Annotated in this window: 16 protein-coding genes; 3 read left to right on the top strand and 13 right to left on the bottom strand. The window is 57.2% G+C overall.

Annotated features, from left to right (window positions below):
• Positions 1 to 258: 258 nt before the first annotated feature.
• The 12 genes from xdhC to M989_RS05575 all read right to left on the bottom strand — a co-directional run bounded on the left by xdhC (position 259) and on the right by M989_RS05575 (position 16,357).
• Positions 259 to 738: a xanthine dehydrogenase iron sulfur-binding subunit XdhC gene (xdhC, locus tag M989_RS05525; RefSeq protein WP_064543145.1), complete on the bottom strand. Its 480-nt coding sequence runs from the start codon at positions 736 to 738 to the stop codon at positions 259 to 261.
• Complete coding sequence (gene xdhB / locus M989_RS05530) at positions 735 to 1,613, bottom strand: xanthine dehydrogenase FAD-binding subunit XdhB (RefSeq protein WP_064543147.1); 879 nt, start codon at positions 1,611 to 1,613, stop codon at positions 735 to 737. The genes xdhC and xdhB overlap by 4 nt, the downstream gene beginning before the upstream one ends.
• 10 nt (positions 1,614 to 1,623) lie before the next feature.
• Positions 1,624 to 3,921, bottom strand: coding sequence for a xanthine dehydrogenase molybdenum-binding subunit XdhA (gene xdhA, locus M989_RS05535; protein WP_064543149.1), 2,298 nt, complete (start codon positions 3,919 to 3,921; stop codon positions 1,624 to 1,626).
• Positions 3,922 to 4,268: 347 nt separating this feature from the next.
• Positions 4,269 to 6,830 (bottom strand): DNA mismatch repair protein MutS, encoded by a 2,562-nt coding sequence (gene mutS / locus M989_RS05540; protein ID WP_064543151.1) that lies wholly within the window; start codon positions 6,828 to 6,830, stop codon positions 4,269 to 4,271.
• A gap of 201 nt (positions 6,831 to 7,031) precedes the next feature.
• Positions 7,032 to 8,279 carry a low affinity tryptophan permease TnaB gene (gene tnaB, locus M989_RS05545; RefSeq protein ID WP_064543153.1) on the bottom strand — a complete coding sequence of 416 codons (1,248 nt, stop codon included), beginning with the start codon at positions 8,277 to 8,279 and terminating at the stop codon, positions 7,032 to 7,034.
• A 114-nt stretch (positions 8,280 to 8,393) separates the two neighbouring features.
• Positions 8,394 to 9,809 carry a tryptophanase gene (tnaA, locus tag M989_RS05550; protein WP_064543156.1) on the bottom strand — a complete coding sequence of 472 codons (1,416 nt, stop codon included), beginning with the start codon at positions 9,807 to 9,809 and terminating at the stop codon, positions 8,394 to 8,396.
• Between the two features lie 254 nt (positions 9,810 to 10,063).
• The gene (gene tnaC, locus M989_RS26480) at positions 10,064 to 10,141 is read right to left on the bottom strand and encodes a tryptophanase leader peptide (protein ID WP_074398737.1); all 78 of its coding nucleotides are present in this window, start codon (positions 10,139 to 10,141) and stop codon (positions 10,064 to 10,066) included.
• A gap of 189 nt (positions 10,142 to 10,330) precedes the next feature.
• Positions 10,331 to 11,110: a heme ABC transporter ATP-binding protein gene (locus M989_RS05555; protein ID WP_064543158.1), complete on the bottom strand. Its 780-nt coding sequence runs from the start codon at positions 11,108 to 11,110 to the stop codon at positions 10,331 to 10,333.
• Complete coding sequence (locus M989_RS05560; RefSeq protein ID WP_064543160.1) at positions 11,103 to 12,098, bottom strand: FecCD family ABC transporter permease; 996 nt, start codon at positions 12,096 to 12,098, stop codon at positions 11,103 to 11,105. The genes M989_RS05555 and M989_RS05560 overlap by 8 nt, the downstream gene beginning before the upstream one ends.
• Entirely contained in the window at positions 12,098 to 12,913 is an 816-nt protein-coding gene (locus M989_RS05565) for a heme/hemin ABC transporter substrate-binding protein (protein ID WP_064543162.1), read from the bottom strand. Before M989_RS05565 ends, M989_RS05560 begins: the two co-directional genes overlap by 1 nt.
• Positions 12,910 to 13,941, bottom strand: a complete 1,032-nt coding sequence (locus M989_RS05570; protein ID WP_064543164.1) for a hemin-degrading factor — start codon at positions 13,939 to 13,941, stop codon at positions 12,910 to 12,912. Before M989_RS05570 ends, M989_RS05565 begins: the two co-directional genes overlap by 4 nt.
• A 61-nt stretch (positions 13,942 to 14,002) precedes the next feature.
• On the bottom strand, positions 14,003 to 16,357 hold the full coding sequence (locus tag M989_RS05575) for a TonB-dependent receptor domain-containing protein (protein WP_064543166.1): 2,355 nt from the start codon (positions 16,355 to 16,357) through the stop codon (positions 14,003 to 14,005).
• A 205-nt stretch (positions 16,358 to 16,562) separates the two neighbouring features.
• On the opposite strand from M989_RS05575, the gene M989_RS05580 reads away from it, so the two are divergent.
• Both M989_RS05580 and M989_RS05585 read left to right on the top strand, forming a co-directional pair.
• Positions 16,563 to 16,850 carry an Rdx family protein gene (locus tag M989_RS05580; protein ID WP_064543168.1) on the top strand — a complete coding sequence of 96 codons (288 nt, stop codon included), beginning with the start codon at positions 16,563 to 16,565 and terminating at the stop codon, positions 16,848 to 16,850.
• A 64-nt stretch (positions 16,851 to 16,914) separates the two neighbouring features.
• Positions 16,915 to 17,259 (top strand): nitrous oxide-stimulated promoter family protein, encoded by a 345-nt coding sequence (locus tag M989_RS05585; protein WP_064543171.1) that lies wholly within the window; start codon positions 16,915 to 16,917, stop codon positions 17,257 to 17,259.
• 2 nt (positions 17,260 to 17,261) lie between these two features.
• Here the strand turns inward: M989_RS05585 and M989_RS05590 are convergent, their stop codons facing one another.
• Positions 17,262 to 18,083: a helix-turn-helix transcriptional regulator gene (locus M989_RS05590; RefSeq protein WP_064543172.1), complete on the bottom strand. Its 822-nt coding sequence runs from the start codon at positions 18,081 to 18,083 to the stop codon at positions 17,262 to 17,264.
• 159 nt (positions 18,084 to 18,242) lie between these two features.
• Here M989_RS05590 and M989_RS05595 point away from each other — a divergent pair, with 159 nt between their 5' ends.
• Positions 18,243 to 19,010 carry a phytanoyl-CoA dioxygenase family protein gene (locus tag M989_RS05595; RefSeq protein ID WP_064543174.1) on the top strand — a complete coding sequence of 256 codons (768 nt, stop codon included), beginning with the start codon at positions 18,243 to 18,245 and terminating at the stop codon, positions 19,008 to 19,010.
• Positions 19,011 to 19,039: the final 29 nt, after the last annotated feature.

The raw sequence follows: 19,039 nt of genomic DNA on the forward strand, positions 1-19,039 counted from the left end.
TAGCGGTGAGAATCTCTCATTATGATAATGATAAAAATAACGGAGAAAGATTGATGGAGAATATAGGCGATAGATAAGAGACATCTTTGTTTCTGAGATTGCTGACAAACCCCTTGCCTGATAGCACTAAACCGTGTTTCTACGACATATTGATATCATGCTATTTGTTGGTCGGGTAAGACTCAGTCGCCACCCGACACAAACACGGCTCCATACTTTGTCAGCAGTTTGAGAGACATCCTTGTCTCTCTTTTTGGCTCACTTTTCTTGTTCGCAGCGCTGAACGGTATCCACAATCATTTGATAACCCGTACAGCGGCACAAATTTCCCGCCAGCCCCCGACGAATTTCCAGGATGGTTAACGGCGAATTGTGCGGTTTGGCGAGCATGGCCGTGGTTGCCATGATAAGCCCTGGCGTGCAGAAGCCGCACTGTACGGCGCCCGATGTCGCATAGGCGTGCTGTATCGGCGATATTTTTTCGCCGCATGCCTCTCCCTCCAGCGTACGAATATGCTTACCGGCCGCCCAGGCCGCCAGATACAGGCAGCTATCAATGGCTACATCGTCAACCAGAACGGTGCAGGCGCCGCATTCACCTACGCAGCAGCCCTGCTTGACGCTAAGGAGCCCTTGTTCGCGGAGCAGCTCAGACAGCGGCATACCCGGCGCAACGCCGCCTTCAAACGAGATGCCGTTAATGGTGCATGCCAGCGTGATTCTGTCAGTGTGCTTCATAGCAGCTTTCCTCCGGCCGCAACGACGGCCTCGCTAACCACTTTTTTGGTCATGGTTTGAATGAGATGCAGGCGAAATTCTTTACTGGCGCGCCAGGACGAACGTGGGGCGACGTCCTGCAACACCGCCTCGCCGATAGCGTCCAGCGTGGCTTGTGTGAGCGGCGCATTGCGCGCGGTGTTCTCGGCGTGCTGACAGCGAATTGGGGTAGGCGCCGCTACGCCGAAAGCGAGGCGCAGCTCGCTAATGCTATCGTTATGCAGGCGGCAGCGCGCCGCGCAGCCAATGGTTGAAATATCCATCGCATCGCGCATGGCGTATTTAAAATGCGCACTTCCGATATTTTCGTCAGGCTGTGCGGGGAAGTGAAACGCCGCGACGATCTCCCCCTGCTCGAGGGCAACTTTACCCGGCCCGGTATGGAAACCGCTAATTGGGGTATAGCGGATGCCTTCAGGAGAGTGGATCTCCAGTATCGCCTCATAAATCAGCGTTGGGGTTGCTGAGTCGGCGCTGGTGGCTCCATTGCAGATATTGCCGCCATAGGTCGCGACGTTGCGTATCTGCGGGCCAGCAATGGACGCCGCCGCTGCGCACAGGGCGGGCAGGTGCCGCTGTGTCAGAGGGTGTTCAATCAATTCAGTGAAGGTCGTTGCTGAACCGATACGCAGATCGCCTCCTTGGGTGAAGGCGATACCGCGCAGTTCGTCCAGGCCATGAATATCGATAATGTGACGGTAGCGCGCATTGTGATGATGCAGTTGAATCAGGACGTCGGTGCCCCCCGCGAGCAATTTTGCCTGCGGGTGGTTAACCAGCAGGCCGATCGCTTCGGCGATGTTGGCTGCACGATGATAAGTGGCTATATCAAACATGGTGTTATCCTTAAATCAGACCGGCCTGGTGAAATTCTTCAAACAACCGTTTGGGCGTCAGCGGCAGCGTATTAATGGCCACGCCGGTCGCCATTCTGACAGCGTTACGAATGGCAGCGGCGACGGGAATAATCGGCGGCTCACCCAGTGATTTATGCCCGTAAGCGGACTGCGGCTCCTGCGTTTCGATAAAGGCGCTTTCCAGGGGCGGCAGATCCGGCATGGTCGGCATTTTGTAGTCCAGCAGGTTCGGGTTACGCACGATGCCGCTTTGTGCATCAATGATCATCTCCTCAAATAGCGCCCAGCCGATCCCCATTCCCATGCCGCCATGAACCTGGCCTTCCGCCAGCAGCGGGTTGAGAATACGCCCGGAGTCATGAACGTTAAGCATGCGGTTGATGGTCACTTTGCACAGGTCCAGATCCACGCTCAAGTCGACAAAGGTGCAGCCAAACGCCGGTGGGTTAGTGGTGGTTTTTACCGAACACTCTGCCGACAGCTGGCCGCCGCGATCGGGGTGATAAAACGTATCCATCGCCAGCTCCTGTATGGATAACAGCGGTGTTTCCGGGCGGTCGATAAGGACGATAAAACCTTTCTCCAGCGTCAGGCTCATGGCGGATTGATGGAGCATCTCCGCGGCATGGGCGATAATTTTTTCTTTTAACTGTAGTGCGGCCTGACGTAGCGCAGGAGCGGCGACATAGCTTTGGCGCGAGGCGAATGCGCCAGGGTCGAAGGGGGTAATATCGGTATCCTGCGTTGAAATAACGTGAACGAAGCTGACAGGAACGCCGACGGTTTCGGCGACCATTTGGCTAAAGACGGTATCTGCGCCCTGGCCGATTTCCGTGGCGCCGCTCTGGACGTGAATTCTCCCGTCCTGATTCATCAGCAGGCGCGCACCGGCTATCTCTACGCCAACGGGCCAGGTATTGGAGGTATAGCTGAAGCAGGCGACGCCGACGCCGCGACGAATGCGTCCCTGCTGATGCTGACACTCCTCACGGCGCTTATCCCATTCAAAGAGCTCACGGCCTTTTAGCAGGCACTCCGGCAGCCCGGCGCTGTAGATTGTTTTGCCGGTAATCGGGTTGGTATCGCCTTCCTGCGCGGCGTTGCGCAGGCGCACGTCCAACGGATCCAGTCCTAGTGCCGCCGCCGCGTCATCCAGCATGGATTCGACGGCGAAGACCACCTGCGGCGCACCGTATCCTCGCATGGCGCCAGCGGACGGTAAATTGGTGTAACAAGTGGTAGAACGGTAACTAAAGGCGCTGCGCGGGTAGAGATAGGCCACTTTATTTCCCCCAGCGGAGGCGATCGAATGGCCGTGTGAGGCATAGGCGCCGGTATTGGAGAGTACGTCCAGGCTGTAGCCTTTTAATGTACCGTCTCGATCGATCCCGAGCTGGCCGTTGAGCGTAAAGGCATGCCGGGTACGGGAAGCCAGAAAGCACTCTTCGCGGCTGAGGGCGACTTTCACCGGAATGCCGCCGAGTTTTGTGGTTAGAAACGCTGCCATCGGCTCTTCCAGCACATCCTGCTTATTGCCAAAGCCACCGCCAACGTAGGGCTTGATAATTCGGACCTGTGACCAGGCTAGCCCCAGAGATTGGGCCACGACGCGGCGTACGATATGCGGAATTTGCGTGCTGGAGACAATAGTGATTCGCGAATCCTCCTCCATCCAGGCAAAGCAGGTGACGCCTTCCATGTGGCAATGTTGAATCACCGGCGTCTGATAGCGTCCCTGTATTTGATAATCGGCCTGCGCGATAGCCTGCGACACATCGCCTGTGGACATTTCGCTCTGTTTCAGTAAATTACCGCCCTCATGGATCTTAACGGCATCCGGTGAGAGCGCGGTTTCAGGCGTGGTAATCACGGGGAGAGGCTGCCAATCGACCTCGACTAACCGCGCCGCTTTCTCGGCGGTCAGTTCGTCTCTGGCGACCACGATAGCCACCGCATCGCCGTGGTGGCGCACATGGCGAGTGAGCAGGTAGCGATCGGCAACATCGCGCTTATCTTCATCTAATACCCATGCGTGGCCCGCCGTGGCAAAGGGAATGGCAGGCACGTCTTCCCAGGTAAATATCGCCAGTACGCCAGGCAGGCTTCTGGCTTCATCGCAGTGAATACTATTGGCATAGCCGTGTGCGATAGGGCTACGAACATACTTTGCATAGCACATGCCCGCCATCACATAGTCATCGGTATACCGTGCTCGCCCGGTGACCTTTGCGATGGCATCGACGCGCATGCAGGTATCGCCAACGGCGGCCGTTCTTCGAGTTCCCATTTCTCTTCCCTCAATATCAATCTATTTAGGTCAATATTGAGAACAGGCAATAACTACGCCAGTAATGGGGAATAAATAATTGAGAATAAGGAAGTGTGAGCGCTATATAAATATATCACGAAGTTGCTGCAAAATATGGAAAGGCATTCGTGCTAAATTATCAATATGATAAATATAAACTCATTATGATACGAAGCGATATGATAATGCGGGAAGGGAATTGGATATATATTGTTACTGAATGAATAAAAGTTAATGCAATATGATTTTATCTTCTTTTCCTAATATTCAATATCAATGAGTGTAATGTGCCGGGCCACGTTAGGCAGCCCGGCAGTTGGTATGGATTACACCATGCTTTTCAAACGGTAAATCCACTCCAGCGCCTGACGCGGCGTTAACGAGTCCGGATCCAGACCTTCCAGGGCCTCAACCGCCGGCGACACCTCTTCGGGTACGGACAGCAGCGACATTTGCGTGCCGTCTATCTGCGTGGCCGCCGCATTCGGCGAAAGGCTTTCCAGCTCGCGCAGCTTCTGGCGCGCGCGCTTAATCACCTCCTTCGGCACGCCAGCTAACTGCGCCACCGCCAGGCCGTAGCTCTTGCTCGCCGCGCCATCCTGCACGCTGTGCATAAAGGCGATAGTCTCGCCGTGCTCCAGCGCGTCCAGGTGTACGTTGGCCACACCTTCCATTTTCTCCGGCAGCTGGGTCAGCTCGAAGTAGTGGGTGGCGAATAGCGTCAACGCTTTGATCTTATTAGCCAGATTTTCCGCACAGGCCCACGCCAGCGACAGACCGTCGTAGGTGGAGGTGCCGCGACCGATTTCATCCATCAGCACCAGGCTGTGTTCGGTGGCGTTGTGCAGAATATTGGCCGTTTCGGTCATCTCTACCATAAAGGTGGAGCGGCCGGAGGCCAGGTCGTCCGCCGCGCCGACGCGGGTGAAGATGCGGTCGATGGGGCCAATCTCGACGCTTTGCGCCGGAACGTAGCTGCCAATGTAGGCCAGCAGCGCAATCAGCGCCGTCTGGCGCATGTAGGTACTTTTACCGCCCATGTTCGGGCCGGTAATGATTAACATTCGGCGCTGCGGCGACAGACTCAGCGGGTTGGCGATAAACGGTTCGTTGAGCACCTGCTCTACCACCGGATGGCGGCCTTCGGTAATCCGAATACCGGGCTTATCGGTAAAGGTCGGGCAGGTATAGTTCAGCGTATAGGCGCGTTCCGCCAGGTTGACCAGCACATCCAGCTCAGCCAATGCGCTGGCGCTTTGCTGAAGGTCGGCCAGGTGCGGCAGCAGCAGTTCAAACAACTCGTCGTACAGCTGTTTTTCCAGCGCCAGCGCCTTGCCTTTCGAGGTCAGAACTTTGTCCTCGTACTCTTTCAGCTCGGGAATGATGTAGCGCTCGGCGTTTTTCAGCGTCTGACGGCGCACATAGTTAATCGGCGCCAGATGGCTCTGCCCACGGCTGATTTGGATGTAATAGCCGTGAACCGCGTTATAGCCTACCTTCAGCGTATCCAGCCCGGTGCGCTCGCGCTCGCGGATCTCCAGGCGGTCGAGGTAGTCGGTCGCGCCATCGGCCAGCGCGCGCCATTCGTCCAGCTCTTCGTTATAACCCGGGGCGATCACGCCGCCGTCACGAACCAGCACCGGCGGCGCATCGATGATGGCACGCTCCAGCAGCTCGCGCAGTTCGGTAAATTCACCCATTTTCTCGCGCAGCATCTGTACCGGCGCGCTGTCAACGCTAGCCAACTGAGCGCGCAGTTCCGGCAACTGCTGGAAAGCATGGCGCATGCGGGCAAGATCACGCGGACGGGCGGTACGCAGCGCCAGACGTGCGAGAATACGCTCCAGATCGCCAACCTGACGCAGCACTGGCTGCAGCTCGGCGGTGGTATCCTGCAGTGCGCCAATGGTCTGCTGGCGCTCGGTGAGAATTTTTGTATCGCGCACCGGCATATGCAGCCAGCGTTTGAGCATACGGCTGCCCATCGGCGTGACCGTGCAATCAAGTACCGACGCGAGGGTATTTTCAAAGCCGCCGGCGAGGTTCTGGGTGATCTCCAGATTGCGACGGGTTGCAGCGTCCATGATGATGCTGTCCTGCTGACGATCCATGGTGATGGAACGAATATGCGGCAGCGAGGTGCGCTGGGTGTCTTTGACATACTGTAACAGGCAGCCTGCGGCGCACAGGCCGCGCGCCGCACCTTCAACGCCGAAGCCGACGAGATCGCGAGTGCCGAACTGCAGGTTCAACTGCTGGCGCGCGGTATCAATTTCAAATTCCCAGAGCGGGCGACGACGCAGGCCTCGGCGGCCTTCAATGAGCGACATCTCGGCAAAATCTTCGGCGTACAGCAGCTCGGCCGGGTTGGTGCGCTGCAGCTCTGCCGCCATGGTTTCGCGGTCGGTCGGTTCGCTCAGGCGGAAGCGGCCGGAGCTGATGTCCAGCGTCGCATAGCCGTAGCCTTTGCTATCCTGCCAGATGGCTGCCAGCAGGTTGTCCTGACGTTCCTGTAACAGGGCTTCATCGCTGATGGTGCCGGGCGTGACGATGCGTACGACTTTGCGCTCAACCGGCCCTTTGCTGGTGGCCGGGTCGCCAATCTGCTCGCAGATGGCGACCGATTCGCCCTGATTGACCAGCTTGGCGAGATAGTTTTCTACCGCGTGATGCGGGATACCCGCCATGGGAATCGGTTCGCCGGCAGAAGCGCCGCGTTTGGTCAACGAGATGTCCAGCAGCTGCGAGGCGCGCTTCGCATCGTCGTAGAACATTTCGTAGAAGTCGCCCATACGATAGAACAGCAGAATTTCCGGATGCTGTGCTTTTAGCTTCAGGTACTGCTGCATCATCGGGGTGTGAGCGTCGAGATTGTCGATTTTACTCATGGGGTGTAATCCAGGTCCCTGGTTAAAAGTGGAAAGCGAACTTTTTCATTTTCGTTTTTTGTCGCAGTGGGTGGCTATGATAACGGAGATAGGTATTTCAGGGAAAGCGGTGAAGACGAAAGTGGGAGAGTTGTTCCACCAGGATGTTCGAGATTCGGCGGCAGGCTGAATCGGGCGATTCGACCTGCCGCCGGAGTGGTGTTAACCGAACCTCGGCAACAGGTTAAAGGTGCTGCCGAACCAGCAAAGAATAACCATCACGCCAAATAGAATCACCACCGCGGGAATCGCTTTGCCGCCCCAGACGGTGAACATTTTGTCCGGGAAGCGCTCGCGCGATTTTAGCGCGAGGAACGCCGGTACGATCACCGCCCAGATGGTTGCGCAGAGCCCCGCGCCGCCGATGGCGTAGATAAAGCCGTTAGGGAAAATCAGATACAGCGCGGCGGGCGGTAAAAAGGTGAGCAGCAGGGTCTTGAATCGCCCGGACGGCGAATTATCCATTTTGAATAAATCCGCCAGATAGTCGAATAGCCCCAGCGTGACGCCAAAGAAAGAGCTCGCGACCGCCAGGTTGGAGAAGATCAGCAGGAAAAATTCGATGACGCCGTGCTGATTGGTACCTAAAAATGACTTCACCAGCGAGTCGACGTTACCGCCTGAGGCGATAATCTCTTTAAAGTTGCTGCGATGGATATTGCCCATCGTGCAGTAAAGCCAGAACAGATAAATGACCAGGGCCAGCAGCGAACCAAAGACGATGCTCTTAATCAACTTATCTTTGCGTTTGCCGTAGCAGATAATCAGGCTGGGAATATTGCCATGGAAACCGAACGAGGCCAGGCAAACCGGCACGGCCATCAGAATATAGGGGAGGTAGGTTTTATTGGCTTCCGGTGCGGCGAGATCGCGCAGGATCGTGTAGTCAACCTGGAAGAAAAACGATCCAAATACCACGATAAAGGCGATGATCTTGATACCAAGAAATAAAGAGGTAATGCGGCTGGCAGCCAGCGAACTGACCCACAGAATACACGCGACAAACACCGCGCTGCCGATACCGACGATTCGCGGATTAACGTGCGTTCCGGTATTGATCGCGATAGTTTCGCTGATAATGGCGCCGTTTGCCGAAATATAGGCATAGGTGAGAATATACAGTACGAATGCGACGGTGATTCCGCTTATTACATTCCACTTTGCGCCAATTAAATCTTTGGTAATGGTATTAAAACTGGAACCCACCGGATAGTTCAGATTGGCTTCCAGTAATAATAGCCCGGAGTGCAGCATCGAAAACCAGGCAATAATAAGAATAAAAGCCCCCCAAAAAAACCAGGCTCCGGCAAGGTCAACCGGTAAAGCAAACATCCCGCCACCGATCACGGTGCCGGCAATCACCATAATTCCCCAGAATGAGGAATGTTTTGTATTTGAATCTTCTTCCATGGCTTTCCCTTATTGATAACGGCGAATGCGTTGTTGTTGTCAGGAATATCGTAATGCCAGGCATGAATAAGCCAGTGGCTATATCCGGGATATAACCACTGGCGTTTAGGTTAATTACACTTCAGTCAGTTTGGCGGTAAAGTGGCGCAGCACTTTAGGCTCGTAGGTAAAGGTTAATCCTTTAATATTGTGGGCATTCTCTTTGACATGTTCGAAGGCCTCAATAATAAAGTCCATATGCGTTTGGGTGTAGGTCGCGCGCGGAATGGTTAAGCGCAGCAACTCTGCCGGACACGGCAGTTGTTTGCCGGTTTTCGGGTCGCGGCCCAGCAGGAATGAACCAATCTCTACCGCGCGGATCCCCGCGACTTTATACAGCTCGCAGGCCAGCGCCTGAGCCGGGAACTGGTCGGCCGGAATATGCGGCAGCAGCTTACCGGCATCGACAAACGCCGCGTGTCCGCCAGCCTGCTGACAGGTCACGCCAATGGCTTCCAGCCCGTCGACCAGATACTGAATCTGGGTGATGCGGTAGGCTAACCAGTCCTGATTCATCCCGTCGTACAGGCCCACGGCCAGACGCTCCATCGCGCCGCCTTCCAGCCCGCCATAGGTTGGGAAGCCTTCCTGCACGACGCAGAGGGTACGGCATTCGGTGTACACGTCGAAGAAGCTGTCGTCTTTGATGCACAGCAGGCCGCCCATGGGCACCATGGCATCTTTTTTCGCCGACATCGCGAGCATATCCGCGTACTTATAGGTTTCGCGGGTAATTTCTTCGATACTCCAGTCCTGATAGCCCGGTTCGCGTTGCTGAATAAAGTAAGCGTTTTCCGCAAAGCGCGCCGAATCCATCACTACCGGAATATCGTATTTCTTCGCAATCGCGTACATCGCCTTCAGGTTCGCCAGCGACACCGGCTGGCCGCCCGCCGAGTTACAGGTAATGGTTGCGACAATATACGGCACGTTGTTCGGGCCGACCGTTTCAATGCCGTGCTCTAAACCCTGCAGGTCGAAATCACCTTTAAAATCGTTACGCGCGGCGGTGTCGAACGCTTCTTTAATATATACGTTACGTACGGTACAGCCGTTAATCTGGCTATGACCCTGGGTGGTGTCGAAGAAATAGTTAGAGAACGCCACCATTTTGCTGCGGTCGAGGCCTTTTTCCTGCTCGCGTTTTTTGATGAGCACCGGAATATAAATTTGCTCGGCGCCGCGTCCCTGGTGCGTTGGAATGGTGTGCTGATAGCCAAAAATATCTTTTACGGCATTGCACAGCGCATAGTAGCTACGGCTGCCGCTATAGGCTTCATCGCCACGCAGCATCGCCGCCTGCATATTTTGCGTTACCGCGCCGGTGCCGCTGTCGGTGAGCAGATCAATAAACACGTCTTCGCTGTCGAGCAGGAAGGGGTTCATCCCGGCCTGAATAATGGCGTTTTCGCGGTGTTCGCGGGTGGTACGTTTTACTGGCTCAATGACGCGAATACGGAACGGTTCTGGCAGATGTTTAAAGTTATTCATGGTGTCATCCTTAAATCGTTATTTTTAGCGCGCGGCTCCCCGCTGGTTATTCATGAAATATGAAAAACCACTTATTGGCGCAATACGAATACCATCTCTGCTCTCGGTATATTACGGCATCAATCTACACGGCCTGTTAAAAAGGCGTGCAGCGTCGCTGTAATAAAACAGAAAGGCATAGATTTTTATTGGATATCAGAAATAGCGGTTACACCACTATTTACAATGATACAGGCGTGGAGTCGTTCGAGGAGTTAAGGACGGTGATTGACGATGACGTTGTCAATATTAAACCACTTCGAAATTTTATACGTTCTATTCAGGATGTTCATAATGTATGTTCTCCATCAGACACGCCCATACATTATGATAATTTATTTTTTTGTCTATTAACTGTGCATTCAATTGTGAATCTGGTCACGATTGATTATATCTACGCGCTAAAGCAGGGTTATGTTTCCTGAGATTAATGAATAACAGAATAATCACCTATGCAATCACCCTGTCGCAAGGCCCCGCCGCTAGGGGGCCAGATGGACCTGCGGTACCGCCGCGTCAGGGTGCTGGTTCATGCTGATGTCTGCACCGTACCAGCGGTGAATCACCGGCTGCTGAATCACCTCCTGCGGCGTGCCTTGGGCGACCAGCTTGCCCTGATATAACAACAGAATAGTGTCGGCCCACAGGGCGGCGAGGTTGAGATCGTGCAGCACAATGCACACGTGCAGCTCGCCGCGGCGGGTCAGCTTCTTCAGCAGCCGCAGCAGGTGCTGTTGATAGAACAGGTCCAGCGCCGAGGTTGGTTCGTCGAGAAACAGCCATCCCTGCGGACCATCGTCGCGCCACAGTTGCGCCAGGCTGCGTGCCAGCTGCACGCGCTGCTGTTCGCCGCCGGAGAGCGCCGGATAGAGACGGCCCGCCAGATGGGTACAGCCGGTTTCGGTCATCACCCGCTGGATAAGCGCCGGGTCCACTTCCGCTCCCCACGGCGCGCGCCCCATGGCGATCACCGTTTCCACCGGCCAACTGGCGTTCAGCTGCGTGCGTTGCAGCATCACCGCGCGGCGGCGGGAAAGGGCGGCAGTCGACCACTCGGTAAGCGGTTTGCCTTCAATGTTCTGCTCGCCGCTGTCGGCGTTGAGAAAGCCGGAAAGTAGCCGCAGCAGGGTCGATTTTCCCGCGCCGTTGGGGCCAATCAGCGCGGTGACTTCGCCGCGCCGCAGCTCCAGCGACACGCCATCAATCACCCGACGTTTGCCCAGACGCAGCGACAGCGCGCGGGCGGAATAGTGCTTATCCATGGGCCCCCCTCTCCTGACGGAATATAAGCCACAAGAACCACGGTGCGCCGAGCAGGCTGGTCAGCAGCCCCACCGGCATCTCGGCAGGCGCGGCAACCGTACGGGCGAGGGTATCGGCAATTAACAGCAGAATGGCGCCCGCCAGCAGCGAGCCGGGGATCAGCCCGCGGTGATCCGGCCCCAGCCACATGCGCATCAGATGCGGAACCACCAGCCCGATAAAGCCAATCACGCCGCTTATCGCCACCGATGCCGCCACCAGCACCGCGCTACACAGCAGCAGCACGCGCTGCAGCACCCGGACGTTAACGCCGAGATAGTGCGCTTCTTCATCACCCAACTGAAGCAGATTGAGGCGCGCGGCCATCCACCACACCACCAGCGATGATGGGATAATCAGCGTGGCGGAGACCAACAGCGTCGGCCACTCCGCCTGCCCCAGGCTGCCCATCCCCCATAGTGACAGCTGGCGCAGCTGCGCGTCGTTGCTGATCCACGACAGCATCCCCACCAGCGCGCCGCACAGGGCGTTAATCGCAATACCGACCAGCAGCAGGCGCGAGAGCGAGCCGTCGCCAGCCTTACTGAGCACAAAAATGACTGCCATCACCGTCAGGCTGCCGATAAACGCGGCCAGCATGGGCGCATACAGCGCCACCAGAACCGGTACGGAAATCGGCAGTACCAGCCAGAATGCCACCGCCAGCGCCGCGCCGCTGCTGATCCCGAGCAGCCCCGGATCGGCGAGCGGGTTGCGAAATAGCCCCTGCATCACGCAGCCGGAGAGCGCCAGCGCGCTGCCTACCAGCAGCGCCAGCAGCACGCGCGGCAGACGGATGGTGAGCCAGATATGGCGCAGCACCTCGTCGCCGGACGGCCAGAGGCTCGCGAGCGGTAGCCGCATGGCGCCGAGGGTGGTGGCGAACAGCGTCATGCTAATCAGCAGCGCGACCATCAGCCAGAGCTGGCGGGAGACGGTGATGTGCATCAGGGTAGCTGCTCCGCTTTTTGCCGCAGCTGCAGCAGCGCCTGCGGCGTGCGCGGGCTGAACCCGAGCAAGGCCATATCGTCAACCACCAGCACCTGCTTGTCGCGCCCGGCCGGCGTTTGCGCCAGACCCGGCAACTTCCACAGCGATGCTTCGCCGCCCATGCCTTTTAGACCGTCGGCGGAGATCACCACCAGATCCGGCTCACTGGCAATAACCCCTTCCTGCGACATGGTGCGATAGTGGTCAAAGCCCTGCATCGCGTTTTGCAAACCGGCGAGCTTAATCGCGCCGTCCGCCGCCGTCTGCTGCCCGGCCACCAGCGCCCCGGAGCCGCCGTGGCTGAGGATAAACAGCACGCGCTTGTTCAGCGGGCGCGCCGGGATTTTCGTCATATCGTCATGCAGCGTTTTGCGCAGCGCCTCGCCCTGTGTCTGCTTGCCCAGCGCGTCGGCAATCATCCGGACTTTGTTGTCCATCGCCGCCGCATCGTAGCCCCCCGGCACATTCACCACCTTCACCTTGCTGCCTTCCACCTTTTGCAGCACCAGCGACGGCTGCGCCTGGCTGCTGGCCAGCACCAGCGTCGGGCGCAGGGAAAGAATGCCTTCCGCATTGAGCTGGCGCAGGTAGCCAACGTCCGGCAGCGATTGTGACGCCGCCGGCCAGGTGCTGGTGCTGTCGCGCGCCACCAGCTGTGACTGGGCATCCAGCGCGTAGACGATTTCCGTCACGTCGCCGCCGAGGGTGATAATACGCTCGGCGGCGTTAGCCAACAGCGGCAGCGCCGCCAGCAGAATCAGCAGTCGTTTCATACGGTCTGCCCTTCCGCCGTCAGGCTATCGACCTGGGTGCGCCACCGTTGCTGCTCCGGATGGCCTTCGCTGCGCTGCCCGTACAACTGGGCAATCTGGGTGCCGTCTTTGGCAAATAGCTCTACGCTGGTGACGTGACCGTCAACGGTTGGCTTACGCGTCACCCACACTTCGTCGATGGTCTCTTCACGCAGGTGCAGGGTGAAGGCGCTGTTGAAGATGTTGATCCAGCCGCGCATTGGCGTCAGCTTCTCCAGCACGCCGGTGAAGATTTGCACGCAGCCGCGGTTGCCAACGAAAATCATAAATTCATTGCCGTCCCGCTGCAGGGTTTCCAGCAGGCGAGGCAGGGCATCAGTATCGATGCGACAGGCCAGGTCGTCGTTGACCAGGCGGAAAGCCTGCTGGCGCGAGAGGTTGTACTTGCGCAGCAGCGCGAAGAACTGGTGGACGTCGGTCATTGCGCGCCACTCTTTTTCCAGCGTCGCGCCGTCGGCCGTGTCGGCATAGCGCGCGTTTTCCACCGGACGAACCGCCAGCGGCGCTGGCGTTGATTGGGCCTGTTCGGCAATCAGCGCCTGCCAGGCCTCGCTCTCCGTGTTGTTAGTGGTATAGACCTTCAGCACCGCGTCGCCGTGCGGGTCAAAGAACTGAATGCTCTCACGCCCTCCATCGTTAACGTGAAACGCGCTGGCCCACTGGCTCAGGAACAGGCGCAGGTCGAGGGCGCGCGGGTTGAGTACCAGGCCCGCGTGGCCGTCGAGGTGCTGGTGGGTGAACGCGCCAACCTGCTCATGCACCGCGTACTCATTGCGGCAGATGCATTTGGTTTCACCGACCTTTTCCAGCGAAGCGAGAATCGCGCGCGCATTATCCTGCAGGCGAACGGCATCGTGGCCGACGCGGGCTGCGGTCAGTTCCGCTTCGCTCACCCCCATTACGGCGGCGATATCGCGAGCGTATTTGGCGGCGCCGCTGGCTTTGACGTCCTGATAGCGCTGCCACAGTTCAGTTGATGCGTTTTGCATAACTCTCTTCCTTATCATTACCCCGGCCAGCGGCCGGAGGCAGGTTTTGTTGATGTTGTTATCAGAAATCGACGTTGACGCCCAACTGCCAGGTACGGCCCGGCATCACCGCCAGCGATTTATCGTTGGCGTCCTGATTAGTGGACGTTTCAATGTTGCGGCTGCTCAGGTAGTCCCAGTATTTACGGTCGGTCAGGTTATACACGCCGCCGTTGATACGGACGTTCTTCGCCACGCGCCAGTAGGCCGTCCAGTCGAGCATGCCGTAGCCAGGTACGCGCATGTATTCGCTGGTGGAATCGGTAATCGCGCTGCCGGTGTTGGCGTAGCTCTCACGGTTGGTGGCAGTGGCGCGTTTGCCTTTCACGAAGGTGGCGGTCAGCGCGGTACCGTACACTTTCGACGGATCGTCCCACGCCACGCCGACGATCGCTTTCATCGGCGCAACGCTATCGAGGTCGACGTATTTGTCGCCGTAGTAGCTGGATTTTGACTTCCCTTCGCTGTAGCCGTAGGCCAGCGTTGCGCTCAGGCCGTTAACCTGCTCAAACCAGGTGCCAAAGTTGAATTTCGCGCTGATCTCACCGCCGTAGATATAGGCTTTATCACGGTTTTCCGCCTGATAAATGGTGTAGATGTTCGACGGTACGTTGGCGAACTGGGTTGGGTTGTTGGAACGGGTGTAGCGGGTATAGGCGATAAAGTCTTTATAGTTGTTGTAGAACAACGCGGTACGCATGGTGATCCCTTCGGTCACTTCGCCCTTCATGCCCCACTCGAAGTTGTCGCTGGTTTCGGTTTTCAGATCGGTATTGCCGATCAGCGCGTACTGACCGCGGCCCGCGTAGCTGGATCCGAGGTTCCATGAACCGTACAGCTGGCTGGTGTTCGGGAACTCCGCACCGCGTTTGTACTGCAGATAGGTCATCATGCGCGGCGTAATGTCGTACTGGAAGGTCAGCGACGGCAGCGCCTGGGTGTCAGCGTTTTTGCCATACAGCGTGGAGACCGAGGATTCGGTCAGCACCGTGCTGTTGGTGGTCAGGCTGGATAGGTTCTCCGGCTTGGTGGACTGGTGCACGACGCGAACGCCCGGGATCACCGCAAAGTTATGCCCGTCGAGATCGAAGTTGATCCGATCCTGCAGGAAGCCGCCGATCGTGTACTCGCGGCTGTCCGCTTCCGGCTGCATGATCTCGCTATAAATGCTTGGGATCGGCGACTGGCTGAACGGACGCTGGGTTTTGGTGGTGCTGGCGTTGAAACCGGCGCTCAGATCGTGACGACCCAGCGTTTTTGCTAATGCTGTCTGCATACCCCAGGTATCGGTGTCGTAGTCAGAGTAGACCGTTTCCATCGTGCCGGTAGTGCTGTCTGGCATGTAGGTGCGGTCGTGTGCTTCGGTATGCTGGTAATAGACCTTGGTGGACATGCTGTCGATGAAATCGTTCATCGGCGTCCAGTCGTCTTTCAGGCTCAGGCCCCAGCGGCGAGTCTGGCTGGTCTGCTGTGCGTTGCCGATGGTACTGTCGCCAGCGTTGTCCCACACATCGTAGTGGGTGTGGTTGGTTTTATGGTAGTAGTCGAGGGTGCTGGTCAGTTTGTGCTGATCGTTAGGCTGCCAGATCCCAGAGGCCATAAACGCGTCGGAGTGCCAGTTCGCCGGGAACGCGTCCACGCTCGAACTGTTGGTGGTGGTCTCCTGGCCATCGCGGCGGCTGTAGACAAAAATGCCGCGCAGCGTTTCGTCGCCGCCCGCTGCCGTCAGGCCATTGTGCCAGCTGCGGTCAGACGAGTCATACTCGCTGTGGTAGCTAAAAGCGCTGGTTTTGCCTGGATGCAGATAGTCGTCCGCCGATTTCGGCTGGAAAGAGACGTTGCCGCCGATGGAAGTATTGGCGGTCTCGGTGTCGGTCGCGCCAGATTGAATATCCACGCTGCCGTACATGTACGGGTCAATATAGTCGCGGCCGATGCCGAAGGTGTTCTGGCCAGCGCGGCTAACGTAGCTGCGGCCGGTGGCGTTCGGCTGCGCAATGCCGTCGACATCGATGCCGACACGGTTGCTCTCAAGGCCACGAATGTTGTAGCCGGTGTAGCCGCCGCGGTCGAAGCCGCTTTTGCCGTTGCCGGATCCGCCGCTAGCGCCGGTCGCGCCGATCAGCGGTTCATAACGCATAATGGAACCAAAATCGTTGGCCCCTTTGTCCTGAAGCTCCTGCGCGCTTACCGCGTGCTGGCTGCCCGGCTTGAGTACCGGTGCGGGGGCGGTGACGGTCATCTGTTCCGCGCTGTCGACGGCGGTTTTGTCCTGTGTTTCAGCCGCGCCCGCGGAAGTCTGATAGATTGCTGCGAGCAAAGAGGTCACCAGTAGGCTTTTCTTGCGCCACGCCTCTGATTGAATGGATTTGTACATAGTTGCCATGCCTTCATCGTTATTAGTATTGGCTCACGCGTAACTTCCAGAATCTGCTTTTCCGTAAGCATTTTGACGCTATCCAATTTTCCGTGATGCGAATGGTAATGATAGTTGTTATCATTTGCAACAAGGTTTGCAAATAAACCTGCTTGCATGCAACAATTTGATTACAATTTTGTTTTTTGACTCTCCCGAGATAGCGATGACCGAGAAAGCGGCTGTTACCATCACCTACTGTTCCCAATGCAACTGGATGCTGCGCGCCAGCTGGATGGCGCAGGAACTGCTACACACCTTCAGCACCGATATTGCCTGCGTAACGCTGATACCGGGTACCGGCGGGATTTTTGCCATTACCGTCGGGGATGAACTGGTGTGGGAGCGCAAGCGTGACGACGGCTTCCCGGACGCCGCCGAGCTCAAGCGTCGGGTGCGCGACGTTTGCTTCCCGGAAAAACCGCTGGGCCATGTGGATAAGCACGAAGGATAAAGCGGCTGCGAATGCGCCATTAAACGTGTATTATTAATGCATCTTTATTGATGAGGGACGGGCTATGGCAGGCAAACGCATCGATCGTGAAAAACGGACAATCAGCAGCATGATTACGCTTTATCAGCGCCGCTGTCCGCAGGCGTTGCACGATGCTGAGCATTACGAGATGCTGAACCGTTATGCCGATAAGCGGCTGGATAAATGCGTGTTCGGCGAACAAAAGCCAGCCTGCAAGCAGTGCCCGGTGCACTGCTACCAACCCGCAAAGCGTGAAGAGATGAAACAGATTATGCGCTGGGCGGGTCCGCGGATGCTCTGGCGTCACCCGCTTCTCACGATCCTCCATTTGATTGATGACCGACGCCCGGTTCCCGAGCTGCCGGAGAAATATCGGCGCAAAAAATAGCCTTACAGGGTACGGCAGTGACGACGATACTCCGACGGCGAGCGGGCAGTATGCTTGCGGAAGATGCGGCAAAAGTAGTTGCTGTCCTCAAAGCCACAGTGGTGGGCAATCTCTTTGATTTTCAGTTCATAGCCGCGCAGTAATTTCTTTGCTAACTCCAGGCGAACGGCGGTGAGGTATTCGTTAAAGCCGACGGTGCTGGACTTCTGAAACAGGTGCGACAGATAGTTTGGCGTGATATGAAATTTCTTCGCCACCGTCTCTCGGCTGAGCGCCCCGGCGGCGTGTTCGTCGATATATTCCTGAATCGCCAGAAATAATTCTCTGCTTTTGCTGACCGTATCCGCCAGATGGGTCAGTTGATCGATACAGTGGCTGAGCAGGCCGCTGAGCACTATCTGCGCCGTGGGCATCACCGGGCGAATCGCCAGCTCATTCATCGCCAGCAGTAGATACGAGCCTACCCGCGGGCCGAGCCGCGCCACGTGCTGCTTGCGGATCTCAACGAATTTTTTACCGTCGAAGCGTTGAAGGCTGAAGCCCAGTTTTTGTTTGCTGAACAGAATGCTCAGCGACGTCGCCGGGCCGTGCCACCGTGGGGCATTCCAGCGCCCGCCGGGAATATACAGCGCCTGCAGCGGCCCAAGCGGCGCTTCCAGGCAGCCATCCGGCAGCTCGCCTTCCAGCACAATTTCAAGGCGGGGAAACGATACGCTCATCGCCAGCTCAGGTGCGGGCTGCGAGGCTTGAGGGAAGCGTACGACGAGGTCGCCCTGGCGGGAAAGTAGCTGTTCCAGTACGGGGACGAGGGTTGACTCTGACATGCTCATGTCCTGTTGTTATTCTGGATTTTGAATCTCATCACACTTTATTTTGCTGTACACAAAAATCCAGCGTTGTGTAGCTATCTCATACAGAATAGCGGCCACGCCTGCAGTAACTTTTCATACATGTTGTGAAATGGTTAACAAAAGAGAGGCGGTATGGACAAGCAAGCGGCATTCTGGCTGGATGCACTGGGCGCCAACGGCGGACTGTCAGCAACGATGAAACACGAGCTGGATACCCAGGGCTATACGATCGTTCACGGCGTAGCGGATGCCGACTGGCTGGCCGCAATGCGCGAGCGAATTGATTTTCTGGTGGAGAAAGAAGGTGAAAACCTGGCGGTGGAGCACCATCAGGAGGAGACGGCGACGCGGGTGGCGAACCTGGTGAATAAAGGCGTGGTGTGGGAGAAAGTGTGGGCACATCCGCTGATCCTGTCAGCGTGCCGCTATATTTTTGGGGGCGCGTTTAAAGTTTCCAGCCTCAACGCCCGTGAGGCGCTGTACAACGGCGGACACCAGCCGCTGCACGCCGACTGGAAAAAGCCGCGCCCGGACTTCCCGAAAGTGCATCTGGTGAACACGATCTGGGCAATTGACGATCTCTCCGCCGCGAACGGCGCGCCGCGTATTATCCCCGCCACGCACCTGCGTCCTGAGCTGCCGGAAGATGTGCTGCAAGATGTGGAAGCACCGCATCCGGACGAAGTGATTTTTGCAGCCCCTGCGGGTAGCGTGATGATTTACAACGCCCATGCCTGGCACGGCGGCACGACTAACCGCGAAGGTTCGCGCCGCCGCGTGCTACACGGCCTGTACATCGACCGGGCAGACGCCGCGCAGCAGGATCAGCGCCGCTGGCTCACCCCGGAAACCGCCAGCCGCTTGACGCCCGCGCAGAAGTGGCTGCTGGATGTGGAGTAGTGCACTGAACGAGCCCTCTCCCTTAAAAG

This window comes from Kluyvera georgiana ATCC 51603, assembly GCF_001654985.1.
Taxonomy (GTDB): Bacteria; Pseudomonadota; Gammaproteobacteria; order Enterobacterales; family Enterobacteriaceae; genus Kluyvera; species Kluyvera georgiana.

Coding starts and splice junctions, on each gene's coding strand:
- xdhC (WP_064543145.1), bottom strand. CDS start 738: ATGAAGCACACTGACAGAATCACGCTGGCATGCACCATTAACGGCATC.
- xdhB (WP_064543147.1), bottom strand. CDS start 1,613: ATGTTTGATATAGCCACTTATCATCGTGCAGCCAACATCGCCGAAGCG.
- xdhA (WP_064543149.1), bottom strand. CDS start 3,921: ATGGGAACTCGAAGAACGGCCGCCGTTGGCGATACCTGCATGCGCGTC.
- mutS (WP_064543151.1), bottom strand. CDS start 6,830: ATGAGTAAAATCGACAATCTCGACGCTCACACCCCGATGATGCAGCAG.
- tnaB (WP_064543153.1), bottom strand. CDS start 8,279: ATGGAAGAAGATTCAAATACAAAACATTCCTCATTCTGGGGAATTATG.
- tnaA (WP_064543156.1), bottom strand. CDS start 9,809: ATGAATAACTTTAAACATCTGCCAGAACCGTTCCGTATTCGCGTCATT.
- tnaC (WP_074398737.1), bottom strand. CDS start 10,141: ATGAACATCCTGAATAGAACGTATAAAATTTCGAAGTGGTTTAATATT.
- M989_RS05555 (WP_064543158.1), bottom strand. CDS start 11,110: ATGGATAAGCACTATTCCGCCCGCGCGCTGTCGCTGCGTCTGGGCAAA.
- M989_RS05560 (WP_064543160.1), bottom strand. CDS start 12,098: ATGCACATCACCGTCTCCCGCCAGCTCTGGCTGATGGTCGCGCTGCTG.
- M989_RS05565 (WP_064543162.1), bottom strand. CDS start 12,913: ATGAAACGACTGCTGATTCTGCTGGCGGCGCTGCCGCTGTTGGCTAAC.
- M989_RS05570 (WP_064543164.1), bottom strand. CDS start 13,941: ATGCAAAACGCATCAACTGAACTGTGGCAGCGCTATCAGGACGTCAAA.
- M989_RS05575 (WP_064543166.1), bottom strand. CDS start 16,357: ATGTACAAATCCATTCAATCAGAGGCGTGGCGCAAGAAAAGCCTACTG.
- M989_RS05580 (WP_064543168.1), top strand. CDS start 16,563: ATGACCGAGAAAGCGGCTGTTACCATCACCTACTGTTCCCAATGCAAC.
- M989_RS05585 (WP_064543171.1), top strand. CDS start 16,915: ATGGCAGGCAAACGCATCGATCGTGAAAAACGGACAATCAGCAGCATG.
- M989_RS05590 (WP_064543172.1), bottom strand. CDS start 18,083: ATGTCAGAGTCAACCCTCGTCCCCGTACTGGAACAGCTACTTTCCCGC.
- M989_RS05595 (WP_064543174.1), top strand. CDS start 18,243: ATGGACAAGCAAGCGGCATTCTGGCTGGATGCACTGGGCGCCAACGGC.